General features: G+C 53.4%; 16 protein-coding genes. 6 read left to right on the plus strand and 10 right to left on the minus strand.

The window, feature by feature from the left end; translation table 11 throughout:
* The coding region (locus tag BSZ31_RS16855) for a hypothetical protein (RefSeq protein ID WP_168426870.1) at positions 1-1,139 on the minus strand (1,139 nt) is incomplete at its 3' end.
* Between the two features lie 108 nt (positions 1,140-1,247).
* On the opposite strand from BSZ31_RS16855, the gene BSZ31_RS06020 reads away from it, so the two are divergent.
* Entirely contained in the window at positions 1,248-1,583 is a 336-nt protein-coding gene (locus tag BSZ31_RS06020) for a sterol desaturase family protein (protein WP_255411419.1), read from the plus strand.
* Here the strand turns inward: BSZ31_RS06020 and BSZ31_RS06025 are convergent.
* The 7 genes from BSZ31_RS06025 to BSZ31_RS06055 form a co-directional block, all read right to left on the minus strand.
* Positions 1,552-2,238 carry an MIP/aquaporin family protein gene (locus BSZ31_RS06025; RefSeq protein WP_105027991.1) on the minus strand — a complete coding sequence of 229 codons (687 nt, stop codon included), beginning with the start codon at positions 2,236-2,238 and terminating at the stop codon, positions 1,552-1,554. The genes BSZ31_RS06020 and BSZ31_RS06025 overlap by 32 nt on opposite strands.
* Before the next feature lie 7 nt (positions 2,239-2,245).
* A complete protein-coding gene (locus BSZ31_RS06030) occupies positions 2,246-2,734 on the minus strand; it encodes an arsenate reductase ArsC (RefSeq protein WP_105027992.1) in 489 nt (162 codons plus the stop codon).
* The gene (locus tag BSZ31_RS06035; protein WP_105027993.1) at positions 2,731-3,231 is read right to left on the minus strand and encodes an arsenate reductase ArsC; all 501 of its coding nucleotides are present in this window, start codon (positions 3,229-3,231) and stop codon (positions 2,731-2,733) included. Before BSZ31_RS06035 ends, BSZ31_RS06030 begins: the two co-directional genes overlap by 4 nt.
* Positions 3,224-3,559 carry a helix-turn-helix transcriptional regulator gene (locus BSZ31_RS06040; RefSeq protein ID WP_105027994.1) on the minus strand — a complete coding sequence of 112 codons (336 nt, stop codon included), beginning with the start codon at positions 3,557-3,559 and terminating at the stop codon, positions 3,224-3,226. Before BSZ31_RS06040 ends, BSZ31_RS06035 begins: the two co-directional genes overlap by 8 nt.
* Before the next feature lie 105 nt (positions 3,560-3,664).
* On the minus strand, positions 3,665-4,888 hold the full coding sequence (locus BSZ31_RS06045) for an alpha/beta fold hydrolase (RefSeq protein WP_105027995.1): 1,224 nt from the start codon (positions 4,886-4,888) through the stop codon (positions 3,665-3,667).
* 456 nt (positions 4,889-5,344) lie between these two features.
* A complete protein-coding gene (locus BSZ31_RS06050; RefSeq protein ID WP_168426872.1) occupies positions 5,345-5,854 on the minus strand; it encodes a PaaX family transcriptional regulator C-terminal domain-containing protein in 510 nt (169 codons plus the stop codon).
* A complete protein-coding gene (locus BSZ31_RS06055; protein WP_105027997.1) occupies positions 5,788-6,135 on the minus strand; it encodes a hypothetical protein in 348 nt (115 codons plus the stop codon). Before BSZ31_RS06055 ends, BSZ31_RS06050 begins: the two co-directional genes overlap by 67 nt.
* A gap of 111 nt (positions 6,136-6,246) precedes the next feature.
* Between BSZ31_RS06055 and BSZ31_RS06060 the strand changes: the two genes are divergently transcribed.
* From BSZ31_RS06060 to BSZ31_RS06070, 3 genes are read left to right on the plus strand one after another with little or no spacing between them, the layout of a single operon-like run.
* Entirely contained in the window at positions 6,247-7,257 is a 1,011-nt protein-coding gene (locus BSZ31_RS06060; protein WP_105027998.1) for an MDR family oxidoreductase, read from the plus strand.
* The gene (locus BSZ31_RS06065; RefSeq protein ID WP_105027999.1) at positions 7,250-8,149 is read left to right on the plus strand and encodes a DMT family transporter; all 900 of its coding nucleotides are present in this window, start codon (positions 7,250-7,252) and stop codon (positions 8,147-8,149) included. The genes BSZ31_RS06060 and BSZ31_RS06065 overlap by 8 nt, the downstream gene beginning before the upstream one ends.
* A 14-nt stretch (positions 8,150-8,163) precedes the next feature.
* A complete protein-coding gene (locus BSZ31_RS06070; protein WP_105028000.1) occupies positions 8,164-8,925 on the plus strand; it encodes a glutathione S-transferase N-terminal domain-containing protein in 762 nt (253 codons plus the stop codon).
* Between the two features lie 3 nt (positions 8,926-8,928).
* Here BSZ31_RS06070 and BSZ31_RS06075 read toward each other — a convergent pair whose 3' ends face one another.
* Positions 8,929-9,996, minus strand: a complete 1,068-nt coding sequence (locus BSZ31_RS06075; RefSeq protein ID WP_105028001.1) for an FkbM family methyltransferase — start codon at positions 9,994-9,996, stop codon at positions 8,929-8,931.
* 240 nt (positions 9,997-10,236) lie between these two features.
* On the opposite strand from BSZ31_RS06075, the gene BSZ31_RS06080 reads away from it, so the two are divergent.
* Entirely contained in the window at positions 10,237-11,727 is a 1,491-nt protein-coding gene (locus tag BSZ31_RS06080; protein ID WP_105028002.1) for a heme peroxidase family protein, read from the plus strand.
* Between the two features lie 65 nt (positions 11,728-11,792).
* Here BSZ31_RS06080 and BSZ31_RS06085 read toward each other — a convergent pair whose 3' ends face one another.
* Positions 11,793-12,485, minus strand: a complete 693-nt coding sequence (locus tag BSZ31_RS06085) for a sterol desaturase family protein (protein ID WP_168426873.1) — start codon at positions 12,483-12,485, stop codon at positions 11,793-11,795.
* A gap of 150 nt (positions 12,486-12,635) precedes the next feature.
* Between BSZ31_RS06085 and BSZ31_RS06090 the strand changes: the two genes are divergently transcribed.
* Positions 12,636-13,403 carry a class II aldolase/adducin family protein gene (locus BSZ31_RS06090; RefSeq protein WP_105028004.1) on the plus strand — a complete coding sequence of 256 codons (768 nt, stop codon included), beginning with the start codon at positions 12,636-12,638 and terminating at the stop codon, positions 13,401-13,403.
* Position 13,404: the final 1 nt, after the last annotated feature.

Genomic DNA, 13,404 nt, shown 5'->3' on the forward strand with positions numbered 1-13,404 from the left:
ACCCCCGTATCTGTAATGAAGGGGTCCGAATCGTCAATTTTTAGAAGTCCTTTTGCAGATAAGCCCTCCTTCAAAAGTCTAAAAGTCTCGGTGACGTGTTCGCGATTTATATATGGTAGCCCTGAGCTAGGTTGGATAAATAAGAAGCCGTGTGTTCTGTCAGAGCCGTATTTATCAACAATTTTTTTCCTCTGAGTCAAATATTGCTTGAAAAAGAAATTAGTTAAAGGATTAATCATGAAATGGAAAACTGATTCTCGAGGGTCGGCAAATCTTTGTTTTAGACTTGCGGTGCCACGTTTTCTTTTGCCACCGTTGACTTGATACCAGTACTCCTCATTTCCGCGGACAAGCAACATCCCGTCATCCTTGTGATCTTGAATTCTCAAATTAGCCACAGCGCCACGGCGTAATCCCTCGCTACATAGCAATACGACTAATTGATGCTTTATAAGGTTAGCGGAGGGTTTACCGCCTCTTGTTAGAAAGGCTTCTTCAGGCTTTAGTGCGATCAGTTCGATTATTTGGTACCAACGACTTTGAGGGTACGAGCTGATTTGTGATTCATGGGGCTTCCCAGTTGGTACGGCGTCTTTAAGGATCTTTAAGATCTCATCCAGCTCGTTACGAAGAGAGCCGGATCTGTCGAAGTTAACCATCTCTTTACCAAAGAATCGGTAATGATGTTTTAGGTATGAAGACACTACTTGCACACGCTGAGAGTATGTACTCAAAGCAACATAAGATTCGTCTACCGATGGTCTACCATTTTTCGTAATTAAACGAATTTTTCTGAGCTGTGCTTCTCTTGCATAAGCGTTCATCAGTCTGCCTGGGATTTGCCTGCAAGACTTCATGAAGTTGTATGTAAAACCAAGCCAATACTTCAATCTTAGGGCTTGGTGAGAATCTAGATATATTCCTTTTTCAAGAATATTTTTTTCAATCGTTATTCCTTCTAGTGAAAGAAAAAGTTCAAACGATTTAAGTGCATCGTGATATTTAATTTGAGAGTCCACTTTGGGAGGAGAAGTGGAGCTACCTAAGAAATTCAGAAAGTGTGATTGTGGGAAAAGTACTATCCCATCATGCGTCTGCACAATGGTTCGTAAGTTTCCAATCAGAATTTGTGTCTCCAATGTTTTTACCTCTTTTTTCTATGGCCAGTATAACTCATTGAAAAAAGGATTTGACCTTTTTTCATCTATCAAAAAATCACTCTACAAGCTGTAAGACCCGTAAATGCTGTGTTCTGGAGGTTAAGTTACTTAAATACCCCGTTTCCTAGTGTAATCAACTGCCCGCAGCACCATCGCTTGCACCATGCCAAGAATGAGGAGTACCACGACTGCAATTACGGCGGAATTTTGATTGTGTGGGATCGCTGGTTCGGTACCTACCGTGAATTCGTACCGGGCGTGAAGCCAGTTTACGGCACACTGACCCCGGTGTTAACCACCAACCCGCTTAAGCAGGCGGTGGCCGGTTGGGGGCATTTGATTGGGAAAATGAAGGCAGCACCCGATTTCAAGAACCGGGTGCTTTGCTTGATCAAGCCGCCGGGTTGGGTGCCTGAGAAGTAACAGTCGAATTGTTTGAGCCGAAGGCCTTGTACAGAACCAGGGCCAGCAGGCCGCCGACTACCTCGAACACCACGTAAGCGGGCACATCGGCAGGTGCAATACCGGCAAAGCTGTTGGAAAACTGACGGCCAAAAGCGGCGGCGGGGTTGGCAAAAGAGGTACTGGAGGTGAACCAGTAAGCCGCGCCAATGTAACAGGCCACCATGCCAGAAACCCGTTCTGCCTTGGCCATCAGAATGACCAGCAACAGCCCTGCGGTGGCTACAATTTCACCAGTCCAGATTCCCCAGCCAGTGCGGGCCTTTTCAGAGAACTGAAGGAGCTGCATATCGAACATTTGGTGAACCAGAATGGCACCGAAAAAGGCGCCAGCCAGTTGCACGACGATGTAGGGCAACAGTTCAGAACCCGGTTGGCGTTTCAGTAAAACCATGGTGAGTGTGACGACGGGGTTGAAGTGCGCACCACTGATGGGGCCAAATACTTCAATCAAAATGTAAAGGCCGAAGACGGTGGCCAAGGTGTTGGCGATCAATGCCACGCCGTTGTTGCCCTCAGACAGGTTCTCGGCCATGACGCCCGAGCCAATCACGATGGCCAGCAGCAGAAGGGTGCCCAAAAATTCGGCACCCAAACGTTTAGGTAAAGAGTACATAATTTGATTAGCTCCGTGCGATCGCCGCGAGTGCTGCATTCAATTCAGCCGTGTTCATGCGGTCAAGAGGCAGCTGAATCAGTTGCATCATCTTGAAGGCAATGGCTTGGCGTGTCAGCTCGAATGCGCGAGGCTTGTTTTCCTCAAGCTCATTGGATGGGTCGGGGTAGCCCCAGTGTGTTTTCACCGGGCTACCGGGCCAATAAGGGCATTGCTCAGAAGCTGCGCTGTCACACACAGTGATCACAATGTCAATTTTTGGTGCACCAGGCTCGGTGAACACATCCCAGCTTTTGCTGGTGTATTGGCTGGTGTCGATGCCGACATTGGCCAAGGCCTGCAGGGCGTATGGGTTCACGCGACCACTGGGGGCGCTGCCAGCGCTGAAGGCCTTGATGTCCTTGCCGTACCGCTGGGCGAGGTGATTCAGCATGCCCTCGGACAGCACACTGCGTGCAGAATTGTGGGTGCAAAGAATGAGTACATTGGTGCTCATGAAGATACTTTTCCTATTTGTTCGACTTCGTGTTGAATAGCCAGTTTTTCAAGTTTTGCAATGGGCAGGGCCAGCATCAGTTCGATGCGCTTGCGCAGCAGCAGGCCTACATTGCGGAATTCATGCAGGATGTGTTCATGATCGCCCTGAGCTTTGGCTGGGTCGGGCGCACCCCAATGCGCCAAGATTGGCTGACCCGGCCACACGGGACACACTTCGCCAGCCGCTTGATCACACACTGTGAAGACGAAATCCATTTGGGGGGCGCCAGGTGCAGCAAACTCATCCCAGCTTTTGCTGCGCAAATTGCTGGTGTCCATATCCCAGCGTTGCAGCACTTCAAGGGTGTAGGGGTTGACCCGGCCAGCCGGAAAACTTCCAGCAGAATAGGCCTTGAACTGACCACGGCCCAGCTGGTTCAGAATGGCTTCTGCAAAAATGGAGCGGGCTGAATTGCCCGTACAAATGAACAGCACGTTGAATGTTTTGTCACTCATGGTGAGCCTCGTTGTGGTGTGGTGCAGTAACAGGTGTGCAGCTTTGACCTTGGCAACAGTTCTCGGTGAGGTAGGCGATGACGCCATTCATATGGGCAAACTGAGCGCTGTAGATCAGATTGCGTCCGTCACGAATGGGTTGAACCAAACCGGCGTTGCTCAGTTCTTTCAGGTGAAATGACAGGGTGGCTGCCGGTATGTCCAGCCGCTCGCAAAGTTGCCCCGGTGTAAGGCCCGAAGGGCCGGTGACCACCAAGGCTCGGAATACCCGCAAACGCGAGCTGTGTGAGAGGGCGGCCAATGCTTTGATGATGTCGTTTTCTTTCATAGTTCGATAATAATGGAAATATCGAATTGTTTTATGAAAGTTGTGTGACAAATGCACAAAAGAAAAGGTGATTTAAAGCGCCTGGTCCATGCCAGCTGGGTTGGTTCAGGCCGCTTTCCGGACAGTTGAGCCTTTGAAGGTCGTGTTTCGCGGTCGACGGGTTTTGGGAAGAGGCGCTTCCACTTGTGAGTGACCACGTAGCCAATCTGCTGCTTTGGCCCACACATGTTCGCGAGCCTGACTGCCTAAAATAACGCCCATATGCCCGCCGGGTGCAAGCAAGAATGATTTGTCTTTTGATGAGACGAGCTTCAGGCTTTTCTTGGCCATGCTGCCTGGCACCAAATGGTCGGTTTCGCCTGCAAACACCAGCATATTGGCGGTGATGTTCCCCAGGTCCGAGAATTTGTCACCAATCTTGACCTTGCCCTGCGCTAGTTTGTTGTCCACCGCAAAACGGACCATGAAGTCGCGCAACACGCCGCCTGGGTACAACATCATGTTGTTCAGGTAGTCGGCCGTGGTGGTGTGTTGTTCAACGAAATCGCGGTCGTTCAGGCGGGTCAGCAGGTCCCAGTAGGTGGTGATGCTGGCCACTGGCGCAGTGAGTTTGAACCCCAGGCTGACCATCCAGCCGGGTGGGCTGAACAGGGCTGGGTTAATGCGATCCAGCCTGAATTCGCTGTACTTGCGAATAAAACGGGCAGTGACATTCAGGGTGTTGGAGGCCACAGCCATGATGTTTTTGCCGTCGCGCAGATCGATCGGGCTGGCCACCGTGACCAGGTTGCGAATGTGCTTGTCGTGCCCGTAGCCGGCGTACAGCAGGCACAGCAAACCGCCCATGCACCAGCCGAACATGGACAGTTCTTTGGAGCCACTGTGCTCGCGCACTGCTTGCAAAGCCTGACCCATCATGATGTTGCTGTAGTCGAACAGGCCCAGGTGGCCGTCTTTGCGCTCCGGTTTGCCCCAATCGACCAGGTACACGCGAAACCCCGCCTCTACCATGGCTTTCACCAGGCTGCGGTCGGGCATCAGGTCGAATGTTTCCGTGGTTACGCCCAGCGGGGGTACCAAGACCAATGGCACCGCGTGCTGGCGATTCGTAGGTGCCTCGATTTCGCCTTCGGCAAGGCTGGCTGAGGGGGTACTTGCTGTGGGGGCGTAGTAGCGTACGCGCATGGGCAAGTGTTCGGCAATCACTTCATATTCAGTTTTTCCTGACTGGATCAGGATCTCTTTGCGAAAAAACCAGTCCGCCGCATTGGTCGCGGTGTTGACGGCCAACTCGTTGATTTTCAGGGCGGTTTTGAATAGTTTTTTCACGGTTGCTGCGGTGCAAGGTTGGGATGGTCGAAGTTTATACGCACAGTGGGGCGTTTCGGATGAGGGTTTACTCTAAATACAGATTTCTGATCCCAACTTGAAGGTATGCCGCTGCTGTTTGTAGCCTACTCGGCATGTGTTACTTGTGCCGCACTGAACTGGTGATTTAAGAGCTGAACTTGAAGGGTCACCTCTGCCCGAAAACTTGGCATTTCGGCTTGTCGGCTTGATCCTGCACTAAGCCAAGCCCTCCAAAAGTAACGGTCGGGTCTTGGCTTTCGCGCCAGGGCGCGATCGTTAGTCTCGGCGCGCCAAGCCGGCAAGTTTTCTGACTGGTCATCGTGCGACCCATTGCAAGTTCAGCTCTCCGCACTCCCGTGCAGCGCTTCGCCATCACCACGCAACGAGAGATCGGAACCCAAGCCGATTGGGCCAAGCAAACCAGCAAGAGAGCAATCAGCCTTCCATGCTCGCCCAAAGCCCGCTCCAGATCCGCATGCCAGCCTGGTCCACTTCATCCACTGCACTTAAAAAACGCTCACGGGCCTGAACATTGACCCATTCTGCGGGTAAAAACGGGTCGTACACCACGTGCTTGATTGCGGTGCCGCCCAGCAAAAATGATTCACGGGCGGCCACTTCTGGCTCAAGGCTACCCGAGCGTTCGAGCCAGGTCCGCATTTTCTTTTCCAGCTGCGCGTAGTTGCCCTCCAGTTCGCGTGGGTTCCACAGGGTGGTAATTCGACGCTGAAGGTCGGTGTCGAAATCACGGGCTTCAAACACCGGCGCGTCTTTCTCCAGGCCCAGTTTGTACAGGCGATCGCGCACGCTTTGCAATGTGTCTTCAATGTTGTTGGGGCGTATGAACAGGTGTTCGTTCAACGGTTGAAAACCCAGCATCAGCAAGGCACGTGCACGCGCGCGTTGTTGTTTGGCCTCGCTGCGCGACAGTTTTTCGGCTTGCACCACAATGTAGCTGCCATCCAGGGGCGAACCCGGGTACTGCGGGTGCGCCAGGCAGCCACATCGTCGGCCAGGGTGTGCGCATCGTCTGTGAGCTGGTAAAGGGCACGGCCCGCCGATTCAATCAGGCCCTCGGCAGAAAGCCGCACCAGGGCTACGCGGGTGTTGTTCACACTGATGTCGAAAATACCGCAGGCGGCAATGGCCTGTTTGGCGGAAAGGGGCCGACCCTTGGAGGCAAGCAACAGGTCGAGAATGAGGCTTTTGGCGGTGGGTTTGCGCACGGCGTACTTGTTCTTCTAAGGCAAACCTGAAGTGTATGCAAGGCAGGCCCGGCACGCAAATTTGGTGGCTTGTTTGTGCGATGATTGCCTCACCCAGAATAAGGAGACGAAATGATCAGGGCATGGATTTCCCGGACGGCTGAGCAAGCGCAGGCCGAGATGGAAACTCTCGATGAGTCTGAGTTTGCCGGGCAGGATGTTGTGCTGAAGCTGCATTACAGTTGCCTGAACTACAAAGATGCGTTGGCGCTTACCCACACCGCGCCGATTGCGCGCAAGTACCCCATGGTGCATGGCATTGATGCGGTGGGCGAGGTGATTGAATCGAATTCAGACCAGTGGCCGGTGGGCACAGTGTGCCAGGTGAATGATTGGGGCTTGGGTGAAACGCATTGGGGCGGGCTGGCCGAGCGTGCTAGTGTGCCGGCACAGTGGATTTCACCGATTCCGGAAGGGCGAAGCGCCAGGTGGGCGGCTGCACTGGGTACGGCTGGCTACACTGCCGCCTTGTGTGTCATGGCTTTGCAAGATCACCCGGTGAAACCGGAAGACGGCCCTGTGCTGGTGACCGGGGTAAGCGGCGGCGTGGGTACTGTGGCGTGTTTGCTGTTGCAGCATTTGGGTTACGAGGTGGTGGGTTTGACCGGTTCAATCGATGCCATGGGTGAGCCTGTGTCCGAATCTGCGGCCAAACACTTTGAGCGATTGCAGTTGGGGTCCACCCACCTGATTCACCGTGAGTCGATGTCGCGCCCGGGCAAACCTTTGCAAAAAGAACAATTCGCGGCGGTCGTAGACAGTGTGGGCAGCCACACCTTGGTGAATGCGTGCGCTCAAACAAAGTACGGTGGTGTGGTTGCAGCGTGTGGCCTGGCACAGGGCATGGATTTTCAGGGCAGCGTGGCACCTTTCATTTTGAGGGGTATTACCTTGCGCGGCATTAACTGTGTGTACCGTACGCATGCTGAGCGGGACCGCGCCTGGGGCATGTTGGCCCAAGCCTTGAATGAATATGATCTGGATTTCATGATCAAGGAAGTACGCCTTGCACAGGCTTTGGAAAGTGCGCGCCTGGTGTTGGCCAATCAATTGCAGGGGCGTGTGGTGGTGAACTGTGCCTGAAAACCGGGCTTTGCCTTACCTGGCCCTGGTGTTGAATGCATTGGTGTGGGGTGTGTCGTGGTGGCCGCTGCGCGAACTGCAGGGTGAGGGTTTGCACCCGCTGTGGTCCTCTGCATTCACTTACTTGCTGGGTGCATTGGCCATGTTGTGCTTCATGCCCAAGGTGTGGGGCGAGTTTGTTCGTCACAAAGCGTTGTGGCTACTGGCATTGGCGGCTGGAACCACCATGGTGGGCTTTAATTGGGGGGTGTCCATTGGCGAAGTGATTCGCGTGGTGCTGTTGTTCTACCTGATGCCAATTTGGGCAGTATTGATTGCACGTGTTGCCCTGAATGAACGAATTACCTTGAAGGCCTTGCTGCGTGTGGGTTTGGCATTCGCCGGTGCGGTGCTGGTGTTAAGTCCCAATGGTAGCCTGGGTTTTCCGCTGCCTTCAAACTTGGCGGAATGGCTGGGCTTGATGGGCGGCGCGGCGTTTGCGCTGAACAACATCATGTTGCGGCATCAAGCCGAACGCACCGCGCAGGCGCGTTTGTTCGCCATGTTCGTGGGCGGTATTGTTGCGCCAAGCGCGGTGGCTGCTTTATTGGCCCTGTTGTTGGGCGAGGGCAATGCCTTTGTGCAGTGGCCCGTGTTGCCCGGGTTTTACGGTGGTTTGGTGCTGTTGGCTTTTGCGGTTACCTTGCTGGTGGCCAACTACGGATTGCAGTACGGGGCATCGCGTTTGCCGGCCAATGTAACCTCGGTGGTGATGTTGTCAGAAGTGGTGTTTGCAACTTTGTCAGCCATTGTGCTGACCCAAGAAGTATTGACACTGCAAGTGGGAATTGGTGGTGCCATGATTGTGCTGGCGGCTGCTTTAAGCGCGCTTGAAAACAAGGACGCGCATTGATCGGGAGGAAAAACATGAATCATTTATTCAAGGTGGCCATGGCCACGGCGGCGTCTACATTGCGTGGCTGGCAAGGCATGGTAGTGACTGAACCAGCAGCCCTTCAGCCTGAAAAACCTTTGAAACTGTACGAGTTCGAAAGCTGCCCCTACTGCCGCTTGGTGCGTGAAACGCTGACCGAGTTGGCGCTGGACGCTGACATTTACCCCTGCCCCAAGGGTGGAACCCGGTTTCGCGCGGATGTGCTGGAGTTGGGTGGCAAGGCCCAGTTTCCATTTTTGGTGGATGACAACACTGGCGTGAAGTTGTATGAGTCAGCCGACATAATCGAGTACCTGTACACCACCTATGCCAAGCGGGCAGTGCCGTTGCGCGTGAAGGCTGCGTTGCCGCAGGCGGTGTCCAGCCTGGCCAATTCAGCTTTGGGCTTGGGTGCGGGTACCAAGGTTCGTGCTTCGAAAAAGCCTGAGCAAATGTTGACGTTGTACAGTTTTGAAGCATCGCCATTTTGCAGGCCAGTGCGCGAAGTGTTGTGTGAGCTGGAGATTCCTTACCACTTGGTGAATTTGGGCAAGGAGCAGTTTGCGGACATGGGGGTGAATGGCGTGCATGCTGCCGTTGGCGAATACAACCCGGTGAAGGGTGGTAAACGCGAGCAGTTCATGGCCAAAACCAACAAGATGATGGTGCCGTATCTTGAAGACCCGAACACGGGCAAAGCCATGTTCGAATCCAAAGCGATTGTGGAGTACCTGCTGGAAACCTATGGCGGGTGAGGTTTATTTCGGGATGAAGAACATCACGGTCTCTGTCCAGCCTTCGGTGTAGTGGCGCAAATACACGTTGTAGTCGTTGCGTACACCGAGAATGAATTCAGGCACTTGCCAGAAATGGGCAGGGTCGTGGTACACCGCCACGGCCAGCTTGGGGTGGTCTTCCTGGATGTGCCACTTCATACCCTCCAGTGCTTTGGGTTCTGCACCTTCCAGGTCGAGTTTGATGAAGCTCACCGATTCTGTGACCCGATTGTCGAGTGCATCCACTTCGATTTTTACACGGCCTGTTTCCGAAATTTTGCTGGCCGAGCCTGCATCTGCATCAAATGACAGAGTTTGCTTTGCATCAAACAAGCCCACTGGATGGTAGTGAATGTCGCGGTGCTGGGCCAGTTTGCTTTTGGCCTTCCCAAGAGTGGTTTCAGTGGGCTCGAAAAAGTGCACACCACCATACTGCGGGCATCGCTTGATGAATTCTTCAGTGGTGTAGCCGTCAAAGCCGCCACCATCCACAAAAACCTCGCCCGGTGAAAATTTTACAAAGGGTTCGAAATATTGCTGGTCGGCTGTGTAGTCGAAAAACCGCATGGCACGCAGGTTGGCGTTCAGGCGAAACTCCATAACCCGGTTAAAGACTTCCCGCGATTCCTGATCGGTGAACAGGTCGCGCACCCATTCAAATTTTTCGGGGTGGGCTGCGTATTCTTTTTGGGTGTCTGCCAGGGCTTGCACTTGCGGCAGCAGAAAATGACTGGCGTCAGCCACTGCAAAGTAATCCATCGACACCACACCATTGAGGCGCAGCAGTTTGTTCATGGCGGTTTTGGGGCGCGCCTGTGTCACGGTTGAAATCACCATGCTGCCAGCGGGCACCTGGCTTAATTTCAAGACAGGTTTGCCGCGATACTCGGTGGCGGTGGTGTATTCGTCAATAAAGCCGTCGAGGTTTGTACGGCTGGCCACTGCATCAGCAAACTCGTTAATGCCCAGCACATAGCGTTTCTGGGTGGTGTTGCCAAAAAATTCCGCATGAAAGGCGGCGGCGTGGGCTTTTTGACTGAGTTGTTTCATGGCGAGGCACGTAAAAGGTGACGATGAAACCAGTCTAAAGACATCGTTGACGGCGGTAGCTTCGGAAAAGCGAGGGAAAACAGGTGCTTATTGCCGTGGCGGATTACTTTCTCCCCCCTCGTATGTGGGGTGATCCGTTGTGCACAGGCAGGGTGCAACAGGCCAAAAGGACGGGGAACTGCTAATTTTTTTCGGCTGTTCTGTTGATTCAATGACCTTAAAAAAACAGGAGAAGACCCCATGTCCCATCACGGTAATGTGTATCGCTCAGGCGATGCGCCCCCCAAATCTACATTTTACGAACAAGGCAAATTTGGTCGCTTGTTTCCCAACCTGCCTGCTTTTTCAACTGACTCGCCCGCTTTGCGTTCAGCATTGCTGAAGATTGGCGAGCGTGATGGTTTGATGGATGCCAAAGATGATCTAACACAGGCTCCGCAAAACCTGATTTTGCAGCAGCCACTGCTGGTGAATAACCCGGATAACCCGGACTTGACAGCTGGCATGACATTTCTGGGCCAGTTTCTGGACCACGACATGACGCTGGACATTACGTCCAGCCTTGAGCAGCAGGTGGATCCGGAAATGATCGAGAACTTCCGGATTCCCACCTTCGGGCTTGATAGCGTGTATGGTTTGGGGCCCGCTGGTTCACCGCACTTGTTTGATCAAACCGTAGACCATGGCTTGACTACTTTGCTGGTGGAAAAAATTCCCGGCGCGGAAAATGTGTCGCGCGATGGATCCGTGAAATTTGATTTGCCTAGAAACAGCCAAGGCACTCCACTGATTGGCGACCCACGCAATGATGAAAACCTGGTGTTGTCGCAATTGCAACTGGCGTTTCTGAAGTTTCACAACGCGATTGTGACGCATCTGAAAACCCAAGTGGGTTTGACCAATCCCACCGAAGTTTTTCTGGAGGCGCAACGCCTGACACGCTGGCACTACCAATGGATTATCCTGAACGAGTTTTTGCCGAAAACCATTGGCAAGAATTTGGTGAAAGAGATTTTGACCAAAGGCAGAAAGTTCTACAAATGGCGCAACGCACCTTACATTCCGGTGGAGTTTTCAGTTGCAGCGTACCGCTTTGGTCATTCGCAAGTACGCCCCAGCTACCGTGTGAATTTTGGCAAGGGTTCCAACCCCGATTTGTTCGCACTGTTCTTCAATGACAACCTGGCTGTGAACCCAGTCAGCATTGATATGCGGGGTGGCACGCGCGAAGCCAACCGGTTTATTGACTGGCAAACCTTTTTTGATTTTGGTGACAACAAGGCACGCCAGAACAAGCGTATCGACACCCGCATTTCGTCGGTGATGTTCGACTTGCCGGGTTTGCCACCCGGTGGGCCGCAGTCGCTGGCGCAGTTGAATTTGTTGCGCCACCTCACTTTCAAAGTGCCTTCAGGCCAACGGGTTGCCGCGGCCATGGGTATTGAGGCACTGCCGGAAGAAGACCTTGCCGAGTTGAAGCCTTATAACCTGCACAACCGCACACCGCTTTGGTACTACTGCTTGAAGGAAGCAGACGTGACTGCGGATGGCAAACGTTTGGGCCCTGTGGGTGGCCGCATTGTGGGCGAGGTGATGATTGGTTTGTTGCAAGGTGACAAAACCTCATACCTGTCGCAAGACCCGGACTGGACACCCACGCTTGGGAAGAAGCAAGGCCAATTCACGATGGTGGATTTGCTCACTGTGGCAGGCGTTGTAACAGAAATTTAGGAGTAGGGTTGGGGACCGGTTCTCGACACGGATAGTTTGTCTTGAAACCGGACACTTTGGACAGGCTACCGCCTGTCCCAAGTCCCCATCAACCAATCCATGATGGGGTAGGTGATGTTGAAGTTTTTGTGCGCCATGATCCGCTGGTCGTGGTGCGTGGTGTGCAGGCGCGCAAAGCGTGTGAATCCGGGAATGCGATGCACCCAGTGATCTTCTTTCAAGTGGTACGACAGGTGCAGCAGTTCATAGTTGAGGTAATAGGCCATGCCGGTGGCTACCAGCAACAGGGCCACATTGGGGCTGAACAGCCAGGCCAGTAAAAAGCCCATGGGCACGAAAAACGCCACCACAAAAAACCCGACAATTGCGATTGGAAACAGCACGGCTTTGAAATCCTGGTTGCTGTCAATTTCCATGTGGGTGTCGGTGAAAAACTTGTGGTGTTGCAGCGAGTGCCGTTTGTACACAAAGCCAAGGCCCTTGACCGGGCGGTGCATGGCGTATTTGTGGCCCGCCCATTCCGCAAAATTGGCATACAAAAAGGTGGCGGGTATGGTCAACCATTCCAGTGCGCTGGGGGACTCTAGCCAGTAAATACACAGCGCGATCACGCCCAAGCCCAAGGTCATTGTCATGGCCAAATGCAGGTAGCCTTGGTAACCCGCTGAAATGAATTCTGCCCTGTAGTTGGCCCGAACTGAGCGGACTGCCTCGTCCTGGGACTCCTTGGGCACAAGCTGTTTGACTTTGGCATGCATGGTATTACTGTCTCCCACATTTTGAATTTTATTTTGTAATGTTAGATTGCCCCTGATTGCCTTGAATTTCAAGTGCTTTTGCAAGCGCATGCGCGTGCGCTGGTACACTTTGGGAAAAGACAATTCCAAAAGCAGCAAAGGAGACTCACCATGAACGCACCGCTTTCAAGTACCCCACCCGCCCATATTGGCCAACAGGAATGGCAGGCCCGCGTTGATTTGGCTGCAGCTTACCGTTTGGTGGCCATGCACAAATGGGACGATTTGGTGTTCACGCATATTTCGGCACGGGTGCCCGGCGAAGACGGCCACTTCTTGATCAACCCCTATGGTTTCATGTTCGAAGAAATCACCGCCAGCAGCCTGGTGAAGGTGAACATGAATTGCGAGAAAGTGGACAACAGCCCCTACGACGTGAACCCGGCCGGTTTCACTATTCACAGCGCTGTGCATGCCATTCGGCATGATGCGCACTGCGTGATGCACACCCACACCGTGGCGGGCGTTGCGGTGTCTATTCAGGAACAGGGTTTGTTACCAATTTCACAGCAGTCCTTGTTTCCCTTGGCTGGGCTGGCGTATCACGACTACGAAGGTTTGGCCTTGCGCGAAGATGAGAAGGTCCGCTTACAGGCCGACCTGGGCGAGGCCAACAACCTGATTTTGCGCAACCATGGTTTGTTGACCTGTGGTGCCACGGTGGCAGATGCGTTTTTGAACATGTTCATTTTGCAGCGCGCCTGTGAGGTTCAAATTGCGGCGCAATCGGGTGGCGCGCAATTGATTCCGATTGCCCAGCCGATTGTGGACGGTATCAAGGCAGCGGCCGCGCAGGTAACCCGCGGTTTGGGTGGCAATATCGCCTGGCCTGCGCTGCTGCGCAAGCTGGACCGCGAACAGCCGGATTACAAAAACTGAC

It is taken from the genome of Limnobacter sp. SAORIC-690 (assembly GCF_002954425.1).
GTDB classification, from domain to species: Bacteria; Pseudomonadota; Gammaproteobacteria; order Burkholderiales; family Burkholderiaceae_B; genus Limnobacter; species Limnobacter profundi.

Coding starts and splice junctions, on each gene's coding strand:
- BSZ31_RS06040 (WP_105027994.1), bottom strand. CDS start 3,559: ATGAAAGAAAACGACATCATCAAAGCATTGGCCGCCCTCTCACACAGC.
- BSZ31_RS06030 (WP_105027992.1), bottom strand. CDS start 2,734: ATGAGCACCAATGTACTCATTCTTTGCACCCACAATTCTGCACGCAGT.
- BSZ31_RS06035 (WP_105027993.1), bottom strand. CDS start 3,231: ATGAGTGACAAAACATTCAACGTGCTGTTCATTTGTACGGGCAATTCA.
- BSZ31_RS06060 (WP_105027998.1), top strand. CDS start 6,247: ATGATCAGGGCATGGATTTCCCGGACGGCTGAGCAAGCGCAGGCCGAG.
- BSZ31_RS06085 (WP_168426873.1), bottom strand. CDS start 12,485: ATGCATGCCAAAGTCAAACAGCTTGTGCCCAAGGAGTCCCAGGACGAG.
- BSZ31_RS06080 (WP_105028002.1), top strand. CDS start 10,237: ATGTCCCATCACGGTAATGTGTATCGCTCAGGCGATGCGCCCCCCAAA.
- BSZ31_RS06090 (WP_105028004.1), top strand. CDS start 12,636: ATGAACGCACCGCTTTCAAGTACCCCACCCGCCCATATTGGCCAACAG.
- BSZ31_RS06075 (WP_105028001.1), bottom strand. CDS start 9,996: ATGAAACAACTCAGTCAAAAAGCCCACGCCGCCGCCTTTCATGCGGAA.
- BSZ31_RS06070 (WP_105028000.1), top strand. CDS start 8,164: ATGAATCATTTATTCAAGGTGGCCATGGCCACGGCGGCGTCTACATTG.
- BSZ31_RS06025 (WP_105027991.1), bottom strand. CDS start 2,238: ATGTACTCTTTACCTAAACGTTTGGGTGCCGAATTTTTGGGCACCCTT.